This is a genomic window from Methylobacterium sp. WL69 (genome assembly GCF_008039485.1).
GTDB lineage: Bacteria > Pseudomonadota > Alphaproteobacteria > Rhizobiales > Beijerinckiaceae > Methylobacterium.
The window spans coordinates 15416-35503 of record NZ_VRUZ01000006.1; the positions used below are offsets into that span (position 1 = coordinate 15416).

At 70.0% G+C, this 20088-nt stretch carries 22 protein-coding genes; 11 read left to right on the plus strand and 11 right to left on the minus strand.

Annotated elements, in window-relative coordinates; translation table 11 throughout:
* Positions 1–99: 99 nt before the first annotated feature.
* From FV218_RS03315 to gatB, 5 genes are all read left to right on the plus strand, one after another.
* The gene (locus FV218_RS03315; RefSeq protein WP_147708696.1) at positions 100–288 is read left to right on the plus strand and encodes a hypothetical protein; all 189 of its coding nucleotides are present in this window, start codon (positions 100–102) and stop codon (positions 286–288) included.
* 138 nt (positions 289–426) lie between these two features.
* Positions 427–714: an Asp-tRNA(Asn)/Glu-tRNA(Gln) amidotransferase subunit GatC gene (gatC, locus tag FV218_RS03320; RefSeq protein ID WP_147708697.1), complete on the plus strand. Its 288-nt coding sequence runs from the start codon at positions 427–429 to the stop codon at positions 712–714.
* A 93-nt stretch (positions 715–807) separates the two neighbouring features.
* A complete protein-coding gene (gatA, locus tag FV218_RS03325; protein ID WP_147708698.1) occupies positions 808–2289 on the plus strand; it encodes an Asp-tRNA(Asn)/Glu-tRNA(Gln) amidotransferase subunit GatA in 1482 nt (493 codons plus the stop codon).
* A gap of 10 nt (positions 2290–2299) precedes the next feature.
* On the plus strand, positions 2300–2599 hold the full coding sequence (locus tag FV218_RS03330; RefSeq protein WP_056096012.1) for a hypothetical protein: 300 nt from the start codon (positions 2300–2302) through the stop codon (positions 2597–2599).
* 67 nt (positions 2600–2666) lie between these two features.
* Positions 2667–4139: an Asp-tRNA(Asn)/Glu-tRNA(Gln) amidotransferase subunit GatB gene (gene gatB / locus FV218_RS03335; RefSeq protein WP_147708699.1), complete on the plus strand. Its 1473-nt coding sequence runs from the start codon at positions 2667–2669 to the stop codon at positions 4137–4139.
* A 201-nt stretch (positions 4140–4340) separates the two neighbouring features.
* On the opposite strand, the gene FV218_RS23095 is transcribed toward gatB, so the two are convergent.
* The 6 genes from FV218_RS23095 to FV218_RS03365 form a co-directional block, all read right to left on the minus strand.
* Positions 4341–4505 carry a hypothetical protein gene (locus FV218_RS23095; RefSeq protein WP_246684973.1) on the minus strand — a complete coding sequence of 55 codons (165 nt, stop codon included), beginning with the start codon at positions 4503–4505 and terminating at the stop codon, positions 4341–4343.
* 538 nt (positions 4506–5043) lie between these two features.
* Positions 5044–6045 carry an HlyD family secretion protein gene (locus FV218_RS03345; RefSeq protein WP_147708701.1) on the minus strand — a complete coding sequence of 334 codons (1002 nt, stop codon included), beginning with the start codon at positions 6043–6045 and terminating at the stop codon, positions 5044–5046.
* 2 nt (positions 6046–6047) lie between these two features.
* Positions 6048–6242 (minus strand): DUF1656 domain-containing protein, encoded by a 195-nt coding sequence (locus FV218_RS03350; protein ID WP_147708702.1) that lies wholly within the window; start codon positions 6240–6242, stop codon positions 6048–6050.
* Positions 6242–8260 (minus strand): FUSC family protein, encoded by a 2019-nt coding sequence (locus FV218_RS03355; protein WP_147708703.1) that lies wholly within the window; start codon positions 8258–8260, stop codon positions 6242–6244. The genes FV218_RS03350 and FV218_RS03355 overlap by 1 nt, the downstream gene beginning before the upstream one ends.
* Positions 8257–8670, minus strand: a complete 414-nt coding sequence (locus tag FV218_RS03360; RefSeq protein WP_147708704.1) for a DUF4345 domain-containing protein — start codon at positions 8668–8670, stop codon at positions 8257–8259. Before FV218_RS03360 ends, FV218_RS03355 begins: the two co-directional genes overlap by 4 nt.
* 122 nt (positions 8671–8792) lie before the next feature.
* Positions 8793–9041 carry a hypothetical protein gene (locus FV218_RS03365; protein WP_056096028.1) on the minus strand — a complete coding sequence of 83 codons (249 nt, stop codon included), beginning with the start codon at positions 9039–9041 and terminating at the stop codon, positions 8793–8795.
* A 220-nt stretch (positions 9042–9261) separates the two neighbouring features.
* On the opposite strand from FV218_RS03365, the gene FV218_RS03370 reads away from it, so the two are divergent.
* The gene (locus FV218_RS03370; RefSeq protein WP_147708705.1) at positions 9262–9897 is read left to right on the plus strand and encodes a glutathione S-transferase N-terminal domain-containing protein; all 636 of its coding nucleotides are present in this window, start codon (positions 9262–9264) and stop codon (positions 9895–9897) included.
* Between the two features lie 29 nt (positions 9898–9926).
* Here FV218_RS03370 and FV218_RS03375 read toward each other — a convergent pair whose 3' ends face one another.
* Positions 9927–10505: a DUF2147 domain-containing protein gene (locus FV218_RS03375; protein WP_056096030.1), complete on the minus strand. Its 579-nt coding sequence runs from the start codon at positions 10503–10505 to the stop codon at positions 9927–9929.
* A 202-nt stretch (positions 10506–10707) separates the two neighbouring features.
* On the opposite strand from FV218_RS03375, the gene ndk reads away from it, so the two are divergent.
* Both ndk and FV218_RS03385 read left to right on the plus strand, forming a co-directional pair.
* Entirely contained in the window at positions 10708–11130 is a 423-nt protein-coding gene (gene ndk / locus FV218_RS03380) for a nucleoside-diphosphate kinase (RefSeq protein WP_056096033.1), read from the plus strand.
* 149 nt (positions 11131–11279) lie between these two features.
* On the plus strand, positions 11280–11657 hold the full coding sequence (locus FV218_RS03385) for a hypothetical protein (protein ID WP_056096036.1): 378 nt from the start codon (positions 11280–11282) through the stop codon (positions 11655–11657).
* Positions 11658–11723: 66 nt separating this feature from the next.
* Here FV218_RS03385 and purN read toward each other — a convergent pair whose 3' ends face one another.
* From purN to FV218_RS23105, 4 genes are all read right to left on the minus strand, one after another.
* Positions 11724–12386: a phosphoribosylglycinamide formyltransferase gene (gene purN / locus FV218_RS03390; RefSeq protein WP_187272954.1), complete on the minus strand. Its 663-nt coding sequence runs from the start codon at positions 12384–12386 to the stop codon at positions 11724–11726.
* Between the two features lie 13 nt (positions 12387–12399).
* Complete coding sequence (gene purM / locus FV218_RS03395; protein ID WP_056096041.1) at positions 12400–13464, minus strand: phosphoribosylformylglycinamidine cyclo-ligase; 1065 nt, start codon at positions 13462–13464, stop codon at positions 12400–12402.
* 155 nt (positions 13465–13619) lie between these two features.
* Positions 13620–14630 carry a methyl-accepting chemotaxis protein gene (locus FV218_RS23100; RefSeq protein WP_246684974.1) on the minus strand — a complete coding sequence of 337 codons (1011 nt, stop codon included), beginning with the start codon at positions 14628–14630 and terminating at the stop codon, positions 13620–13622.
* Positions 14631–14678: 48 nt separating this feature from the next.
* Positions 14679–15410 (minus strand): hypothetical protein, encoded by a 732-nt coding sequence (locus tag FV218_RS23105; RefSeq protein WP_246684975.1) that lies wholly within the window; start codon positions 15408–15410, stop codon positions 14679–14681.
* Between the two features lie 330 nt (positions 15411–15740).
* Between FV218_RS23105 and FV218_RS03405 the strand changes: the two genes are divergently transcribed.
* From FV218_RS03405 to FV218_RS03415, 3 genes are all read left to right on the plus strand, one after another.
* Positions 15741–16832: an AI-2E family transporter gene (locus FV218_RS03405; protein ID WP_056096043.1), complete on the plus strand. Its 1092-nt coding sequence runs from the start codon at positions 15741–15743 to the stop codon at positions 16830–16832.
* A 5-nt stretch (positions 16833–16837) separates the two neighbouring features.
* Positions 16838–17557, plus strand: coding sequence for a DnaA/Hda family protein (locus FV218_RS03410; protein ID WP_056096418.1), 720 nt, complete (start codon positions 16838–16840; stop codon positions 17555–17557).
* Positions 17558–17669: 112 nt separating this feature from the next.
* A complete protein-coding gene (locus tag FV218_RS03415; RefSeq protein WP_147708753.1) occupies positions 17670–20084 on the plus strand; it encodes an RNA degradosome polyphosphate kinase in 2415 nt (804 codons plus the stop codon).
* Positions 20085–20088 lie beyond the last annotated feature (4 nt).

Here is a 20088-nt window from a genome sequence, read left to right on the forward strand (position 1 = left end):
TCCGCCCGCATTAAGGTTAAGAATACGCAACCCTGGCCTTGCCGGGATCGCCCCGCTCATAGCATCGTTAACAATGCGTTAATGTCGTGGGTGCCGCGTATGACTCGAGTCCGAACGATCCGTTCCGCCCTGGCCGGCGTCCTCCCCGCGATGCCGTTCCGGCACAAGCTGATGCTGCTCCTGGCCGTCGAACTCGTCGCCGTCGGCTTCCATCAGGCTGAGCGCAATCCTTATCGCCCCGGGATCACCGTCGAGGTGCCCGACCGCTCCACCCATGTCATCACCTGAGGACAGGTCGGCACCCAGGGGATCCTCGCCCGAGATCACCCGGCGTTGCGAGCGCGCGAAGGCGGGTGCTATAGCCCGGCCATCCTTCGTCGCGGCCCCATGGGGGCCTGACGCATCCTCCTGGGGGCTCAAGGCAGCATGTCGGTCGACGCAACGACGGTGAGGCGCATCGCGCATCTGGCGCGCATCGCGGTGAGCGAGGACGAGGTCGCCCCACTCCAGGGTGAACTCAACGCGATCCTGGCCTTCGTCGAGCAACTCGGCGCCGTCGACGTGACCGGCGTCGAGCCGATGACGTCGGTCATCCCCATGGCGATGAAGAAGCGCACCGATACGGTGACGGAGGGCGGCCACGCCCATGACATCGTCTTCAACGCCCCCGAGACCGAGGACAATTACTTCCTGGTGCCGAAGGTGGTCGAGTAGCGCCGCCCCCGTGTTTCGTGATGCCTCCCGGCAGGATCGTTCGGCGCCGAGACCGGCGACGGGGTTCGCGGGGATCTTGAGGACTGGACGCCCATGACCACCCTGAACGAACTCACCCTGGCGGAGGCCCGCGACGGGCTCAAGGCCAAGGATTTCTCCGCCCATGAGCTCACCCAGGCGCATCTCGCCGCCATGGAGAAGGCACGCGGCCTCAACGCCTACATCCTGGAAACGCCCGAGCGGGCACTCACCATGGCAAATGTCGCCGATACGAAAATCGCCGCCGGCGAGGCCCGCCCCCTGGAGGGCATTCCGCTCGGCATCAAGGACCTGTTCTGCACCCACGGCGTCGCCACCACCGCCGGCTCCAAGATCCTCGAAGGCTTCCAGCCGCACTACGAATCGGCCGTGACCCACAACCTCTGGCGCGACGGCGCCGTGATGCTGGGCAAGCTCAACCTCGACGAGTTCGCCATGGGCTCGTCCAACGAGACCTCGGCCTACGGCGACGTGGTCTCGCCCTGGCGCCGGAATAGTTCCGACACCAAGCTGGTGCCGGGCGGCTCGTCGGGCGGGTCCGCCGCGGCGGTCGCCGCACACCTGTGCCTTGGCGCCACCGCCACGGACACCGGCGGCTCCATCCGCCAGCCCGCCGCCTTCACCGGCACGGTCGGCATCAAGCCGACCTACGGGCGCTGCTCGCGCTGGGGCACTGTGGCCTACGCTTCGTCCCTCGATCAGGCCGGTCCCATCGCCCGGACCGTGCGCGACTGCGCCATCCTGCTCGGCTCCATGGCCGGTCAGGATTCTCGCGACACCACCTGCGCCGATCTCCCGGTGCCGGACTTCGAGGCGGCGGTGGCGCGCGGCGTGAAGGGTCTCACCATCGGGATTCCGAAGGAGTACCGGGTCGAGGGCATGTCCGCCGAGATCCAGGCGCTCTGGGACAAGGGCGCCGCGATGCTGAAGGACGCCGGCGCCACCATCCGCGAAATCTCCCTACCGCACACCCCCTACGCCCTGCCGGCCTACTACATCGTCGCCCCGGCCGAGGCTTCCTCGAACCTCGCCCGCTACGACGGCGTGCGCTACGGCCTGCGGGTGCCCGGCAAGGACATCGCCGGGATGTACGAGAACACCCGCGCGGCGGGCTTCGGCCGCGAGGTCAAGCGCCGGATCATGATCGGCACCTACGTGCTGTCGGCCGGCTACTACGACGCCTATTACGTCCGCGCCCAGAAGATCCGCACCCTGATCAAGCGCGACTTCGAAGAGGCCTACGCATCGGGCATCGACGCGATCCTCACCCCCGCGACCCCGTCCGCCGCCTTCGGCTTAGGCGAGAAGGGCTCGGGCGACCCCGTCGAGATGTACCTGCAGGACGTGTTCACCATCACGGTGAACATGGCGGGGCTCCCCGGCCTCTCGGTGCCGGCCGGACTCGACGCGCAGGGCCTGCCCCTCGGCCTCCAGCTCATCGGCCGGCCCTTCGACGAGGAGACCCTGTTCGCCGCCGCGCAGGTGATCGAGACGGCCGCCGGGCGCACGAAGCTGCCGGCCGCGTGGTGGGCATGAAAGCGCGGTCATGACCGTTCCGGTTTATGTCTTCAACGACTGGATCTGGGCCGCGTTCGATCCCGTGCTCATCGCCATCGCGCTGGTCATGGGCTGGAAGTCGGATCAGTTCGTGAAGGTCATCCTCGTGTCGCTGATGGCCTTCTCGGTCTCGGTGCTGGTGTCGTGGGGTGTCACGGCCATCGGCATCCCCTGGCCGGCGCCGGTGAGCCACGACGGACCGACCTTCTTCCCGATCCGCTGGATCGCCGGATTCCTGTGGGGCACCCTGGGCTTCCTGGCGCACCAGCTCTATCGCCTGCGCGCTTGACCGCGCCGGCCGGCACTTTCACCCTTCCGGCGCTCACCCGCGCTCCGCAACGCTGAACCTGGGCATCATGACCGCCTCCGTGAACCCAAAAAAGCTCATCAAGGGCGGCCTGCACGACTGGGAGGTCGTGATCGGCATGGAGATCCATGCCCAGGTCACGAGCCGCTCCAAGCTGTTCTCCGGCGCCTCCACGGAATTCGGGGCCGAGCCCAACGATCACGTCTCCCTCGTGGATGCCGCCATGCCGGGCATGCTCCCCGTGATCAACGAGGAATGCGTGGCCCAGGCCGTGCGCACGGGCCTCGGACTCAAGGCCCGGATCAACCACCGCTCGGTGTTCGACAGAAAGAACTACTTCTACCCGGACCTGCCGCAGGGCTACCAGATCTCCCAGTTCAAGGACCCCATCGTCGGCGAGGGCACGGTGCTGGTCGACCTGCCCGACGGGGAGACGATCACCGTGGGCGTCGAGCGGCTGCACCTGGAGCAGGACGCGGGCAAATCTCTGCATGACCAGAACCCGACCCAGAGCTTCGTCGACCTCAACCGCTCGGGCGTCGCCCTGATGGAGATCGTCTCGCGGCCGGATCTGCGCTCGTCGGAGGAGGCGCGCGCCTACGTGACCAAGCTGCGCACCATCCTGCGCTATCTCGGCACCTGCGACGGCGACATGGAGAAGGGCTCGCTCCGGGCCGACGTCAACGTCTCCGTGCGCCTGCCCGGCGATCCCCTCGGCACCCGCTGCGAGATCAAGAACGTCAACTCGATCCGCTTCATCGGCCAGGCCATCGAGGTCGAGGCGCGGCGCCAGATCGCGATCATCGAGGATGGCGGCACCATCTCGCAGGAGACCCGCCTGTTCGATCCGGGCAAGGGCGAGACCCGCTCCATGCGCTCCAAGGAAGAGGCGCACGATTACCGCTACTTCCCCGACCCCGATCTGCTGCCCCTCGAATTCGATCAGGCCTACGTGGATCGCCTCGCCGAGGGCCTGCCCGAACTGCCCGACGCCAAGAAGGCGCGTTTCATCGAGTCCTACGGTCTCAGCCCCTACGATGCCGGCGTGCTCATCGCCGAGCGGTCGTCGGCCGACTATTACGAGGCGGTGGCCAAGGGCCGTGACGGCAAGGCCGCGGCGAACTGGGTGATCAACGAGCTGTTCGGCCGCCTCAACAAGGAGGGCCGGGACATCGAGACGAGCCCGGTCTCGGCCGATCAGCTCGGCGCCGTGGTCGACCTCATCGGCGAGGGCGTGATCTCCGGCAAGATCGCCAAGGATCTGTTCGAAATCGTCTGGTCCGAGGGCGGCGATCCGCGCGCGCTCGTCGAATCCCGCGGCATGAAGCAGGTGACCGACACCGGCGCAATCGAGGCGGCCATCGACGCCATCATCGCGAAGAACCCCGACAAGGTGACCCAGGCCAAGGAAAAGCCGACCCTGCTCGGCTGGTTCGTCGGCCAGACCATGAAGGCCACGGGCGGCAAGGCCAACCCGGCGGCGGTGAACGCCCTGCTGAAGGCCAAGCTCGGGATCGAGTAGGGGCATCTACCGCCAAGAAGGATGACGTGGCGGCGTTCCGGGCCCTGCGCCTGGATGATGGCCTCGCTCGGCACCCGGCGGCGTTCGGTGGGTCGTGGGAGGTGGACCGGGCAGCCGCTCGCGCGGTTCTCTGCGCCCCTGGACGGGCAAGCCGTGTTCGGCGCTTGGCGCCGAAGGACGAACTGTCGGGATCGCCGGACTCTACGTGTCCGAGGCGCCCCAGCTCCGACACAGGGGCACGCTCTTGGGTCTGTTCGTGAGGCCGGACGCGGCGCTGGCCTTGGCTCGGCGCTGCTTGCAGACGTGCTCGCCCATGCGGCCGAATGTGTTGAGGATGTCGGTCTGTCCGTCGCCGCCGCCAATCATGGGGCCATCCGGCGCTATGCGGCAGCCGGATTTATGCCGTACGGCCTGGAGCCACGCGCCCTGAAGGTCAACAATGGCTTCTACGACGCAGTCTTGATGGTTCTTGCTCTCAGCCGCCAAAGTTGAACAAAGCAACCGGCGGCGGAAGCAGTCGAGGTGGGGCTTTTCGCGTGTTCGAAGTCGTGCCGTGAAGGCCGCTTCTGCGCCCCGGTGACCGCTTCCGTCCCGTGATTCGCGTCTTCGCTGCTCGGGTCCGGATCGAATTAGGCTCGGATCGTCGCCGCAGCGTGCTGCTGGGGTGGAGTCATGCTCGTCTCCCGCGATTCGGTTGGCCGCAATCGAACGTAAACGTCGCTGCTGGTCACCTCGTTGCTTTGTCTGTGCTTGCCTTGCGAAGCACAACGACAGACTGCGACTGCCGGGGGAAAGCGTCAACCCCCTATTTGCCGGCTCCATCGAAAGTCTTCCGCCGCGATGGACGGCGACCGCGAAACGTCGTTACCGATCAGTGTCTTGGTGCCGGTCCGCACCGCGGACATCACGGGCTCGGCGCCGGTGCCGCCCAGCCCGAGAAGCGCTGACGCAGGGCCGCCCACCACTTGCGCCGGTGGTCGCCGGCCTCGCCCACGGAGACCGTGGCGGTCATGCCGGCCACCAGGGTCACGCCCTCGGGCACGCGCTCGATGCGCACCCGCACGGGCACGCGCTGGGCGAGGCGCACCCAGGTGTAGACGGGATCGACGCTGGGCAGCCCCTGCGTGCTCGGCGCCGCGTTGGCGATGCTGATGCCGAGGGTGATGCTCTCGACCCGGCCCCGGATGAGGGGATCGTAGCCCAAAAGCTCGGCCGAGACGGGGTCGCCCACATGGATATGGGCCATCTTCGTCTCCTCGAAGTAGCCGTCGATCCAGAACGAGTCCGTGTCGATCACCGCGATGTTCACGGTGCCGGTGGTGGCGTAGTCGCCGACCCGCAGGAGCAGGTTGGTGACTCGGCCGTTCACGGGCGCGCGCACCTCCGTGCGGGTGCGGTTGATCTTGGCCTGGGACAGCTGCGCCTTGGCCGAGGCGAGGGCGGCCTCGGCGATCTTGGCGGTGCCGGCGAATTGCTGCTTCTCTTCGACGGAGGTCGAGAGGGTGGTGAGCGCCTCGCGCCGCGCGGCCTGGGTGCGCTTGACCTGGAGGTCGGCCTCGCGGTTGTCCATCTCGGCTTCGGCCGACGCGATGGCGACGTCGAAATCGAACGGGTCGATGACGTAGAGCACGTCGCCCTTCCGCACCGCCTGGTTGTCGGTGACCCTCAGCTCCACGATCTGGCCCGAGACCTGGGGGGCGACGCTGGCCACCTGCACGCGCACCCGGCCGTCGCGGGTCCAGGGCGCGGTGACGTAGAACTGCCAGACCAGGGCCGCCGCCACGAAGGCGCAGGCCAGGATCAACCCGGTGGCGAGGACGCGCAGGAACCGCCGTGGCCGGCGGACCTTCTTGGGAGCCTTGGCCGGCTGCGCCTTTCGGTCGGCATCTTGGGATTCGTCGGACATCGTCAGAGGAACACGATCAGGAGGGCGAGGATGCAGACGTAGAGGCCGGCCTCCGCGAGCGGCGGATTGGCGACGTAGCGACTGAAGCGGAGGCGGTTGAAGGCGACGCGCAGGAGCATCAGGATCGCGAGGGCGCCGGCGGCGTAGGCGACGAAGGGCGAGACGAGGACGCCGCCGAAATCGAGGTCTTGACGCATCAGGCGGCTTTCAGTCCGAGGCGGCGCAGGAACCGCCCCTGCGTGGCGGCGACGTTGGCGAGGGTGGCGAGATCGCTCGCCGCCCGGGCGATGGCGAGGCGCGTGGGCCGGTCGGCCTGCGGGCCGGCGGCCAGCAGACCGCGCGCGGACGCCGCGATGGCCCGCCGGTCGACGGCCCTGATCCCGTCCCGGGCCGCCTCGGCGGCGCGCGCCAGGGCCGGGTCGCCTGCGAGGTCGCGCAGCTGCGCGTGGGCGCGGGCGGCCGCCGCCTCCATCCGGGCGAGGTCGAAGGCCCGGTCGAGGCTCGCCGCCCGCACGGCGCCGCTCCGCGAGCTCCACTGCGAGAACTGGAGCAGGCGGTCGCTGTTGAGGCTGGTGCGGGTGGTGGCGTCACCGCCCGCGCCGGCCAGCGCCTCGATGAGGGCGCGCCGCGCCGAATCGAGGGCGAAGGCCCGGTGCCGGGAAGCCGAGATCGGCAGCACCACCCGCACGGTGACGAACAGGATGAGGGCCGCCATCACCACCAGCAGGGCGTTGGCGAAGAAGGTCTGCGGGTCGTAGGTCTGTGGGTTGGCGGGTGAGAGCAGGACGGGGAAGAACACCAGCAGGATGAAGCCGACGCCGAAGGTCGCCGGATTGAGGCTGAGGAAGCAGGCCGTGAACACCACGGGCGCGATGGCGATGGCGAGCAGGGGAAACCCCTGCACCCCGGCGAGCAGCCCGAACAGCACGATGCCGGCGCAGAGGGCGGCCAGGGGCATGCCGATGAGCACGCCCCGGGCGAACGCCTTCGGGTCCGGCGTGATGGAGGACAACGCGCAGGTGGCGGCCACCTGGACCAGGGCGAAGGAGGTGGCCGGCCAGCCCGCGAAGATGAGGAAGAGGGCCGTCGTCCCGAAGGCGATGCCTACCCGCGCCGCGCCCCGCAGGGCCACGGGAAAATCGCGGTGGGTCGGCAGGGGCACGTCGCGCAGGGGGCGGTCGCCGGTGGCGAGCGCCTCGACCCCGTCCTGCGCGAAGACGGCGTTCCGGGCGAAATCGACGGCGCGCTGCAGGGCCAGGATCTCGCCGAGATCGGCACCGCGCCCGACGGTGTCCGCGAGACCATCACGCAGGCGCTCGGCCGCCTGGACGGCCGAGTCCCGCGAACCGTCGCGGGTGAGGGCGAGGCAGAGGGCGCGGGCCTCCGCCACGGCCGGGCCGGGGCTCGCGAGCCGATCGGCGGCGGCCGTGAAGGCGCGGGCGGAGGCCGCCATGGCGTAGAGGGCCGCGATGGCGCTGCGGGCCCCGGCGGCGCGGTTGGGACCGTCGTCGAGCTCGCCCGCGATGGCGCTGGCATCGCCCCGCATGGCGGCGATGCGGCGGATGAGGGCGCTGGCGCGCTCCGATCCGGGATCGCCCGCCGCGAGGGTGTCGCGGGCGAAGGCCCGCGTCGCCGCGACGGCGCCGTCGAGGGTGCCCCGCAGGGCGCGCCACGTGCTGGGGGAGGCGAGGGCATCGTTGATGAAGGTGATGGCGACGATGCCGATGGTGATCGCCGCCACCCGGTCCACGGCTGCGTCGAACACCGCCTGCGGCGCATCGATATGCGCGATGGCGATGATCGCCACGGTGTAGCCCGAGAGCATCGCCCCGTAGGCCCGGGTGTCCTGCAGGAAGTGGGCGGTGAAGACGCACAGCATCAGCCACGTCGCGCACGACACCAGCAGCAGCACCCGGTCCTGCGCGAACAGGGCGATGAGCACGATGGCCACCACGGCGCCGACGATGGTCCCGACGAAGCGGTAGAGGGCCTTCGACAGGGCCTGCCCGCGCTTGGGCTGGGCCAGGATCGCCACGCAGACCATGGCCGAGGAGGCGCCCGAGAGCTGGAGCCAGAACGCGGCGTAGAGGGCCAGCACCATGGCGAGCCAGATCCGCAGGGCGAAAGCCCAGGCGGAGGGTGGCGGCACCACCCGGTCGGCGAAGGCGAGGCTGCGGTCGAGGAGGGAGGGCGCACCCTGCGCCGCCTCGCTCATGCGGGGCGCGATCCGGCCGTCGCCGCGTCCGGGGCGCGTCCGGCGACCCGAGCCTGCCACAGGCACAGGAGCGGCGTGACGACGAGTTCCACGGCCAGCGCCGCCATCATGGTGAGCGAAGGCAGGCCGGTCAGGGCGAGGCCGAGGAGCCGGGCGAGGCCACCCAGCCCCACCACCAGGGTGAGGAACCGGACCAAGCCGGTCTTGGCCTCGATCCCCGGCACGCAGGTCCAGAACAGGATGCCGATGCCCATATGCAGGCCCGACAGGTAGCGGTAATGGCTGTCGGCGGAGACATCGACGAGGCTGCCCGCACTCCCGAGACCGAACAGGACGCCGTAGAGGCCCGACACGACGGGCACGAGGGCGACGGCCGCCACCACCCGCTGCAACGCCTGTCGTTCCCGCATCGTCCCGTTCCGTCCCTCGCGAACGCCGTTCGATCCCTACGGGACGGCGGCGTTCCGCTTCGCTCACCCGCCCGACGGCAAACCAGGGCAGGCGCTCAAGCGTTCCAGCCCCGGACGCGCCGTCAGGCCTTCTGCTCCTTGAGCCGCTTCACGCATTTGCTGAAGTATTGCGGCCATTTCGGACCCTTGGCGGCCTTGTCGGCCACGGAGAGCGCGCGCCATTCCGCGCCGCAGGTCTTCTGGCGCTGGCGCGCCGCGCTCTGGCTCACGCTCGGCTCCTTGGCGGTGGCATCCGGCTCCTTGGCGAGAACCGGTTGGGCCAGCAGCAGCGGAGCGGCGAGGCAGGCGACCAGGATGGAACGGAATGGCATCGTGACAACCCTCGATTGTGGACTTGCCCGTCGCGCGGCGGGCGGGACGCATCACACCCACAACCACAGGGTTCGGCAAGAGCCCTCTTCACGGGACGAGCCTCTTTCCGGAGGGGGCGGGGCCGCGATCCACCGCCGGCCCGCTTCCCGCAACCATCGGCTGGCGTTCCGGTTTGATCCGGCACATGAAGGCTGCTCAACCTTGGCCGGGATGATCCGCATGGCACACGCTCCGGGAAAACCCATCGACGTCCACACCTGGAGCACGCCCAACGGCTGGAAGATCCCGATCATGCTGGAGGAGTGCGGCCTGCCCTACCGGGTGGTGCCGGTGAACATCGGCCGGGGCGACCAGATGGCGCCGGACTTCCTCGCGATCTCGCCGAACAACAAGATCCCGGCCATCGTCGATCCCGACGGGCCGGACGGCCAACCGATCACCATCTTCGAATCGGGGGCGATCCTGCAGTATCTCAGCCGCAAGACCGGCTGCTTCCTCCCCGCCGACGAGCGCGCGCGGGTGAAGGTCGAGGAATGGCTGATGTGGCAGGTGGCGGGCTTCGGCCCGATGCTCGGCCAGACCCACCATTTCCGCATCTACGCGCAGGAGAAGATTTCATACGCCATCGAGCGGTTCACCACGGAGGCCCAGCGCCTCTACGGCGTCCTCGATCGCCAGCTCGCCGGCCGGGACTACGTGGCGGGCGAGCTCTCCATCGCCGACATCGCGATCCTGCCGTGGGCGAAGTACCACGAGAAGCAGGGCGTCGATCTCGCCGACCTGCCCGACGTGCGGGCCTGGATCGCCCGGATGCTGGCGCGTCCGGGCGTGCAGCGCGGCTTCGCGGCGATCTGAGGGGAGGGCTCGGACCCTCCCCGCGGGGCTTACTGCTCCGCCGGCGCGGCCTTGTCCGCCGGCGCGGCTTTGGCGGCCGGCTTGAGAGCCGCCTTCGCGGCGGGCTTCGGGGCCGGGGCGGCCGTCTCGCCGGCCGCGTTGGCGGCCTGCTGGTTCACGTCCGGCACCCGGGTCCAGGTCTGCGAGCCGCACAGGATCTTCAGGAGGCAGCCGGAGACCGACAGTTCCGCGGCGCTCTCGCGCTCCAGGCTGACCTGGTACAGCTTGCCCTCGTCGGCATTGTAGATCTCGCCGGAGAACTTCGCTTCCTCGGGCTTGAGGTTGTCGAGGAGGGTGAGGCCCAGCGCCGGCCGGCCGCGCTTCTTCGGATCGGGGTTCTTGATGTCCGTGCGCGGGGTGCCGTCCTCGGTGTTGGGCGACTTCAGCCAGACCACCTTGCCGCAGATGTTGGCGCCCGCCGGGCCGCAGCGGTCGATGCGGACCTTGGCGCGGCCGTCGCCCGTGAGCCAGGTACCCGAGGGGTCCTGGGCCGGCGCGGCGAGGGCCGGCGCGACCTGGATGGCGGTGAGGCCGGAAAGGAGGAAGGCGGCAGTCAGGGCGACGCGCATGGGCTGGTCTCCGTCGAACGGCGGCAGGGGGTGGTGTCGTTGACCCCAGAAAGCCCGCGCAATCGGGCGAATTTCCGGCACTGTTGCGCTCAAGCCATGGCCAAGGTGTTTTTGCCCTCGGGTTGAGGGGCAGGGGCACCCCCGCTATAAGCCCGGCGCCGGGGCCTCAGTCTCGGCCCCAGAATCAGAACCGGACGCATTCATGGCCACCGAGCGCACCTTCTCCATCCTCAAGCCCGACGCGACGAAGCGGAACCTGACCGGCGCGGTCAATGCCGTGATCGAGAAGGCGGGCCTGCGCATCGTCGGCCAGCGCCGCATCCAGATGAGCCGTGCCCAGGCCGAGAAGTTCTACGAGGTCCACAAGGAGCGCCCGTTCTTCGGCGAGCTCGTCGATTTCATGATCTCCGGTCCCGTGGTCGTGCAGGTCCTCGAGGGCGAGAACGCCATCGCCCGCTACCGTGAGGTCATGGGCGCCACCAACCCGGCCAATGCCGACGAGGGCACCATCCGCAAGACCTTCTCCGAGTCGGTGGGCGAGAACACCGTCCACGGGTCCGACAGCGCCGAGAACGCCAAGCTCGAGATCGCGCAGTTCTTCCAGGATTCCGACATCGTCGGCTGAGTCGCTTCGCCACGCGTCGCCTCCTCCCTCGGGCCGGCGGCGCGTGGCGGTATTTGCCGCCACGCTGTGGCCGCGCTGCCCTTGCGCGGCCCCGAGGGCTCCGTGAAACCGGGTCGTTTCCCGAATCGCTTTCACGGACCCGTCACACCATGCGCCTCCTCGCTCCGCGCACCGGCCGGCTTCTGCTCGCCGCCGGCCTCCTCGCCGCGCTCGCCGCCTGCAACGCCAACAAGGCCGGCCCGACGGCCGAGCTCGCCGGCTACACCCCCGATCCGGCCCTGAAGACCGCCTCGGCGAACAACCTCACCGGCCGCGTGCGCCACGCCTGCGCCGTGACCCAGGCCCGGCTCCAGAACGTCTCCGAGGTCTCGCTCGCCCGTCCGTGCGGCTGCTACGCCCAGCGCACCCTGGCGAGCCTCGATCAGGGCGAGCTCGCCGCCTACCGCACCACCGGCTACTTCAACGATTCGGCCCGCGCCAAGGCGCTCTCGGCCCTCGACAGCTGCCAGCTGCCGCGCCCGGCCTGATCCTGCCGCAGGGCGGACCCGCCGTGCAGGTCTGCCCTGCAGGTCCGCCCTTCGTCCGAGCCTTTGCTATTCCCGAAGACTGAGCAGGGCGCCGTCCGCCCGGCGCACGGTGTCCGAGAAAACCACCCGGTCGCCGTCGAGGCGCGCATGGCCCGAGGCGATGAGCGCCAGGGCCGCCGGGTAGAGCCGGTGCTCCTCCACCAGGATGCGGGCGGCTAGGGCGTCGGCATCGTCGCCGGGCAGGACCGGCACGGCGGCCTGGGCGACGATGGGCCCGGCATCGAGTTCCGGCACCACGTAATGCACCGTGCAGCCGTGCAGGCGCACCCCGGCGGCGAGCGCCTGCTCGTGGGTGTGCACGCCCTTGAACAGGGGCAGCAGGGAGGGGTGGATGTTGATCATCCGCCCGGCCCAGGCCTCGACGAAGCCGGCGGAGAAGATCCGCATGAAGCCGGCCAGGCACACGAGGTCGATATTGGCGGCGACGAGCTCGGCGTGGAGCGCCCCGTCGAAGGCCGCCCGGCTCGGATAGGCCTTGTGGTCGAGGGCGCGGGTCGGGATGCCGGCCGCCGCCGCCGCGGCGAGGCCCCCGGCGTCGGGCCGGTTGGAGGCGACCAGCACGATCTCGGCGGGATAGTCGGCCGCCGTGGCCGCCGCGATGAGCGAGGCCATGTTCGAACCGCGTCCCGAGATCAGGATCGCGACCCGGATTTTTTTCGAAATCGTCATCCGCACGGCCCCGTCAAAACGTGAGCCGGCCTTCGAAGGTCACGGGCTCGGGGCCGCGCGCGGTGATCCGGCCGAGGCGAACGGGCGAGGCGCCGCCGAGATCCAGCGCCTTCGAGACGGCGCCGACGCTGTCGGGCGCCACCACCACCACCATGCCGATGCCGCAGTTGAAGGTGCGCAGCATCTCGGATTCGGCGACCTCGCCGATCTCGGCGAGCCAGCCGAACACGGGCGGGGGCATGATCGCGTCGAGGTCGATGGCGATGCCGACCCCGTCGGGCAGCACGCGGGGCAGGTTGTCGGGAAAGCCCCCACCGGTGATGTGCGCCAGCGCCTTGATCCCGTCCGTGGATTTCAGGGCGGCGAGCAGGGGCTTCACGTAGATGCGGGTCGGCTCGAGGAGGGCTTCGCCCAGGGTCCGGATCGGCTCGAACGGGGCCGGATCGTCGTAGGACAGGCCGCTCTTCTCGACGATGCGGCGCACGAGCGAGAAGCCGTTGGAATGGACCCCGGAGGAGGGCAGGCCGAGGACCACGTCGCCCGGCACGATGTTGCCGCGCGGCAGCAGGGTGCCCCGCTCCGCCGCCCCCACGCTGAAGCCGGCGAGATCGTAGTCGGCGCCGTCGTAGAGGCCCGGCATCTCGGCGGTCTCGCCGCCGATGAGGGCGCAGCCGGCCAGCCGGCACCCCGCCGCGATGCCGCGCACGATGTCGGTGCCGACGCCCGGCACCAGCTTGGCGGTGGCGTAGTAATCGAGGAAGAACAACGGCTCGGCGCCCTGGACGATGATGTCGTTGACGCACATGGCGACGAGATCGATGCCGATGGTGTCGTGGCGGTTCGTCTCGATGGCGATCTTCACCTTGGTGCCGACGCCGTCATTGGCCGCCACCAGGATCGGATCGCGGAACCCCGCCGCCTTGAGGTCGAACAGGCCGCCGAACCCGCCGATCTCGGCATCCGCCCCCGGCCGGCGCGTGGCCCGCACCAGCGGCTTGATCGTCTCGACCATGGCGTTGCCGGCGTCGATGTCGACGCCGGCCTCCGCGTAGGTCATTCCCTTGTGTTCGGCCGTCATCGGCACCTCGTCTCAACGTCCCGTTCGGCCTGCTCTAGCGGGTCGGGGCGGTCTCGGCGAGGGGTTGCGAACGACTCCGGCATCCGACACCGGGGGCATCGCCCCGACGCCGCCGTTCGAGGGGCGGTCGACCCGGACTCGTCCGGTCCCCGTCGTCAGGCGGCCCGGAGCTGCGCCAGGAAGCGGTTGACCGCGGCGTCGAGGTGGTCGGCATCGTGGGAGACGGAGGTGGCGACGGAGAGCACCCGCCCGGCTTCGCCGCCGGCCTTGTGCGCCGCTTCGGCGACGCCGCCGATATGGGACGTGACCTCGCCGGTGCCGACGGCGGTCTGGTGGATGTTGCGCACGATCTCCCGGGTCGCGGCCCCCTGCTCCTCCACCGCGGCCGCGATCGCGTGCGAGATCCCGCTCAGGTCGCCGATGCGCCCGGCGATGGCGCCGATCGCCGTCACCGCCTCACCGGTCACCGCCTGGATGCTCCCGATCTGCGAAGCGATCTCTTCGGTGGCCCGGGCGGTCTGGTTCGCGAGTTCCTTGACCTCGGCCGCGACCACGGCGAAGCCACGTCCCGCCTCGCCGGCCCGGGCGGCCTCGATGGTGGCGTTGAGGGCGAGCAGGTTGGTCTGGCCGGCGATGCCGTTGATCATCGCCACCACGTCGCCGACCCGGGTCGCCGCCTGACTCAGATTCTGCACTAGGCCGGCGGTGCGTCCGGCCTCCGTCGCGCTCGCCTGCGTCAGGGCCGCCGAACTGTCGACCTGACGGCCGACCTCCGACACCGAGGCGCTGAGCTGCTCCGCCGCCGCCGCCACGGCGGCGACGTTGGCGGACGCCTCCTCCGCGGCCCGGATCACGGCGCCCGAGCGGTCGGCGGTGTCGCCGGCCATCCGCGACATCGTCAGCGCGGTGCCCTGCAGCTCGCCCACGGACGTCGCCACGGCCCGGACGATGCCGCTGAACGTCGCCTCGAAGGATTGCGCCAGGGTCTCGGTGTGGCCCCGGCGGGTGGCCTCGCGCACCCGGGTTTCCTCGGCGTGGCGTTCCGACACGTCCCGGGCGAGGTTGGCCTTGAAGGCTTCGAGGCCGCGGGCGAGGTCGCCGACCTCGTCGCGGCGTCCCCGGCCCGGTACCGCCGCGGCGTAATCGCCCCGGGCGATCCGGCCCATGGCCTCGCCGACCGCACCGTAGCCGCGGACCAGGGCCTCGTAGGCGAATCAGCCGAGCGCCAGGAAGCTCGCGACGGTGGCCGTCAGCGCGGCGACCACGACGGTGAAGTAGAGGTGCGCCCGGGCCTCGTCCGTCGCGACGGCCGCATCGGTGCGCGCCTGCATCAGCCCGTAGAACCCGTCGAGGGGCTTCATGATCTGCGCCTTGAAGGCGTGATAGGCGTCGGAATGGACGAGGTCGATCGCCCGGTTGCGGTCCCGGACCCCATCCGGCTGTGCCAGGGGCTGACCCGTGCTGTCCTTGCCCTCGACGAGATTCATCGCCTCGACCTCGAGCTGGACCAGGCCGTCCGAGTTGCGGACAGATTCGGCCAGCATGTCGTATTCCCGCTGGGAGAAGCCGAGGCGCTTCATGAGGTCGGGCATCGATACGGTCTCGCCGTCCGGGCGCGGCTTCGCCACGCCGGCCGCGACGAAGTCCCAGTAGATGCGATGATACTCCTCCGGGCGCGGCGCGCGGCCGGAGCGGATGTCGAGGATGCTCTGGTACTGCCGTTTGTAGGCCGCCTTCCCGGTCACGACGTAGGTGCGGCCGAGACGGGTGAGGTCGTCCGAGCTCTGCCGAATTTCGTCGGCGAGGAGGATCGATTTCTGACGCGTCTCGTGCGTCGCACTGACCTGAGCGACGGATCGCCCATAGAGGATGATCGACCCGGCCAGGAGCAGGCTAGAGATCAGCATCGCCGCGACCAATCCGACGAGCTTACTCGACAAACGCATTGATCGGTCTCCATCTCCCGGGAGGGTTCTGCGGCAGGGCGGTTAATTATCCGGCCTAGTGTCGGGGAATGAGTCTCATTTCGTCTCCGGACTTGAGACAGTAGCCCTTTGACCAAGTGGCCGTCGCGGGTGCTCGAGAAATCCACAGTGTTTTTCCCGGACTGTAGTTGATGGATGCGCGGACGCGGCGGTCGGCGCCCGCCGGACGCAGCGAGGTCCGGTCGTCATCGGCGCGAGCGGAGCACGGGACCGACGCCGAGCCTTGACCGCACCGCCCCGGCTTCCCACTCTCGGGAGCGCACGGGCGGCGTGTGCGGGGGAGGACGGCCGATGCGCGGCAGGGCGGTGATCGGGTGTCTGGCGCTCGGCGGGGTCGTCCTGCTGCTCTACCTGCTGGCCGACGTGATGCTACCCTTCGTGGCGGGGCTCGCGCTGGCCTACCTCCTCGATCCCCTCGCCGACCGGCTGGAGCGCCTCGGCCTCGGGCGGCTCTCGGCCTCGCTCCTGATCCTGGCGATGTTCGTAGTCGCCCTCGTGGTGGCGCTCCTCATCGTCGTGCCGCTCGCCGCCAACCAGATCGCCGCGCTGGTCGCCACCCTGCCCGGCATGGTCGCCCGGCTGCAGGGAATCCTGACGGAGCGGGCCGGCCCGCTCTTGCAGCGCGTGGGCGGCGCGGACGTGCTGACCGACCTGCAATCCTCCGTCGGCACCCTGGTGGGGCAGGGTGGCACGTGGTTCCTGGCGTTCCTGAAATCCCTGTGGTCGGGCAGCCAGGCGCTGATCTCCATCGCCTCGCTTCTCGTGGTGACGCCCGTGGTGGCGTTCTACCTGCTCGTCGACTGGGACCGGATGATCGCGGCCCTGGACAGCTGGGTGCCGCCGCGGCACCGCCCCGTGGTGCGCCGCCTCGGCCGCGAGATCAACGGGGCCATCACCGGCTTCGTGCGCGGCCAGACCCTGGTCTGCCTGATCCTCGGCAGCTTCTACGCCGTGGGCCTGTTCGCCATCGGGCTGAATTTCGGCGTGCTCATCGGCCTCATCGCCGGGTTCCTCACCTTCATCCCGTATGTCGGCACGCTCACGGGCTTCCTGCTCTCCGTCGGCGTCGCCCTGGCGCAGTTCTGGCCCGAATCCGACTGGCTCCATATCGGGCTCACCATCGGGGTGTTCGTGGTCGGCCAGTTCCTGGAGGGCAACATCATCTCGCCGAAGCTCGTGGGCGAATCGGTGGGCCTCCACCCGGTCTGGCTCATGTTCGCGCTCCTGGCCTTCGGGTCGCTGTTCGGCTTCCTCGGCCTGCTGCTGGCCGTGCCCGTGGCCGCCTCCATCGGCGTCGTGGTGCGCTTCGCCCTCGGCCGCTACCTGCAGAGCCCGCTCTATCACGCGGGCTCCCCGGTGCTGCTCCCCAACCGTGAGACCTGATGGCCATCCGCGAGAACGCGCCGCCGAAACAACTCGCCTTCGACCTGCCCGCCGACCCCCGCTACGGGCGGGAGGATTTCCTGGTCGGCCCGGCCAACGCGGCCGCCTACGGTCTGGTGGAGGCCTGGCCGAACTGGCCCGACACCGTCTGCGTCCTCACCGGGCCGCCCGGCAGCGGCAAGAGCCACCTCGCCTCGATCTGGGCGACGCGGGCCCATGCCTGGACCGCCGCCGTCGCCGAGGTCCGGGCGGCGGCGGTGCCCCACCTCGTCTCTAACGGCGCCCTCGTCATCGAGGACATCGACCGGGCCGAGGGCCGCGACGAGGCGGCCCTGTTCCACCTCCTCAACCTCGCCCGCGAGCATGGCAGCCCCGTCCTCGTCACGGCGGCCCAGCCGGTGGAGGCCATGGGCCTCGCCACGGCGGACCTGCGCTCGCGCCTGCGCCTGGCGCCCGGCGCCACCATCCTTCCCCCCGACGACGCGCTCCTGCGCGCCGTCCTCGTCAAGCTGTTCGTGGACCGCCAGCTCGTGGTCGATCTCGCCGTGGTCGAGGCCCTGGCCCTGCGCATCGACCGCTCGTTCGGCCTCGCCCGGCAGGTGGTGACCGAGCTCGACCGCGACGCCCTCGGGCGCGGCCGGCGCATCACCCGGCCCCTGGCCCTGGCGGTTCTCGCCCGCCTCGGCCTCGATGCGACGGATGACGAGGCCGACGACGCCGACTAGGAGCGTCGATCCGGCCGCGCGCGGAAGACTGTCATCGAACTGTCAAGAATCGCGCCTTCCCGCATGCTAGGAAGCCGCCCCTCAGCTTTCAGGAGACACCCACTTGGCGGACATGGAATCGGACGCGACCGCACCGGAGACCGGACCCGCCGAGGCCGAGGCCACCCGTGCGCCGGCCCGTCCCCGGGCCGCGCGGTCCGCCCCGAAACGCGCCGCGCAGGACAAGCCCGTGCCCGGCGAGAAGCCCGTGTCAGGCCCGGACGCGCCCGCGGCGCTGGCCGCCGAGGCCGGGCCCGACGTCGACCTGCCTCCGGCGGAGGCGCTCCTGCCGGATTCCGGTCCCGATCTCCCCGCCGAGGCGGATGTCCGCGACACCGTCCGCGAGGCCGGCCTCGCCCTGCGCCACTCGCCCGAGCGCTTCGTCAACCGCGAGCTGTCCTGGCTCCAGTTCAACCGCCGGGTGCTGGAGGAGGCGTCCAATCCCAACCACCCCCTGCTGGAGCAGCTGCGCTTCCTCTCGATCTCGGCCAACAACCTCGACGAATTCTTCATGGTGCGCGTGGCCGGCCTGCACGATCAGGTCCGCTCCGGCCTCGTGGCGCCGTCGCAGGACGGCCTGAGCCCGGCCGAGCAGCTCGCCCGCGTCGGCACGGACGTGTCGCGCCTCGCCCTCGACCAGCAGCAGCGCTGGCGCGAATTGCGAGGCGAACTCCTCGGCGCCGGCATCGAGCTCGTCGAGCCCGCCGGCCTCGCCCCGGAGCACAAGGCCTGGCTGGAGGAGTATTTCCTCAGCCACGTCTTCCCGGTGCTGACGCCCCTCGCCATCGATCCCGCGCACCCGTTCCCGTTCATCCCGAATCTCGGCTCGACCATCGCCCTGATGCTCATGCGCCCCCGCGACGGCCGGGTGCTGCGCGCCCTGATCCGCCTGCCGGCCCTCGTCGACCGCTTCGTGCGCCTGCCCGATGCCGAGGGGGATGCCACGGCGCGCTTCATCGCCATCGAGCAGGTCATCGTCCTGTTCACCGGGCGCCTGTTCCCGGGCTACTCCCTGCGCGGCCACGGCGCGTTCCGGGTGATCCGCGATTCCGACCTCGAGATCGAGGAAGAGGCCGAGGATCTCGTCCTGCATTTCGAATCGGCCCTGAAGCAGCGCCGCCGCGGCATCGTCATCCGCCTCGAGGTCGAGGCCGGCATGTCGGAGGACCTGCGGGCGTTCGTCGCCGACGAGCTCGAGATCGGCCCCGACGCGGTGTTCCTCATCGAGGGCATGCTGGCCCTCAACGAGCTGTCGCAGATCGTCGGGATCGACCGGCCGGAACTCAAGTTCAAGGCCTACAACCCGCGCTTCCCCGAGCGCATCCGCGAGAGCGGCGGCGACGTGTTCGCCGCCATCCGGCAGAAGGACTTCACCGTCCACCACCCCTACGAATCGTTCGACGCGGTGGTGCAGTTCCTGGCCCAGGCCGCCCGCGATCCCAACGTCGTGGCGATCAAGCAGACCCTCTACCGCACCTCCTCGAACTCGCCCATCGTGGCGGCCCTGGCGGAAGCCGCCGAGCTCGGCAAGTCGGTCACGGCGCTGGTCGAACTCAAGGCCCGTTTCGACGAGGAGGCCAACATCCGCTGGGCGCGCAACCTCGAGAAGGCCGGCGCGCAGGTGGTGTTCGGCTTCGTCGAGCTGAAGACCCACGCCAAGCTGTCGATGGTGGTCCGGCGCGAGGGCGACAAGCTCGTGAGCTACTGCCACGTCGGCACCGGCAACTATCACCCGATCACGGCGCGCATCTACACCGACCTGTCGTTCTTCACCGCCGACCCGGTGGTGGCCCGCGACGTGTCGCGGATCTTCAACTACATCACCGGCTACGCCGAGCCCGCCGGCCTGGAGCGCATGGCGGTCTCGCCCCTGACCCTGAAGCCCCGCCTCCTGGAGAACATCGAGCAGGAAATCGCCCACGCCAAGGCCGGGCGCCCGGCGGCGATCTGGATCAAGTGCAACTCCCTCGTCGACCAGCAGATCATCGACGCCCTGTACGACGCGAGTGCCGCCGGCGTGCAGATCGACTGCGTGGTGCGCGGCATCTGCTGCCTCCGGCCCGGCATCCCCGGCCTGTCGGAGACGATCCGGGTGAAATCCATCGTCGGCCGCTTCCTGGAGCACGGGCGCATCTACTGCTTCGGCAACGGCGTCGGCCTGCCCCACCCCAAGGCCACGGTCTACATCTCGTCGGCCGACCTCATGAGCCGCAACCTCGACCGCCGGGTCGAGGCCCTCCTGCCCATCACCAACGCGACGGTGCATCAGCAGGTGCTGGATCAGATCATGCTGGCTAACCTCCTCGACAACCGCCAGAGCTGGCGTGTACTGGCATCGGGCGCGAGCGAGCGGATCCAGCCGGCCGAGGGCGAGGAGCCGTTCAACGCCCACAAGTATTTCATGACGAATCCGAGCCTGTCCGGGCGCGGCAAGTCGTCGAAGAAATCGAGTCCGCGCGCCCTGAGTCGCCGTGCCCAGCGCGGCTGACGCC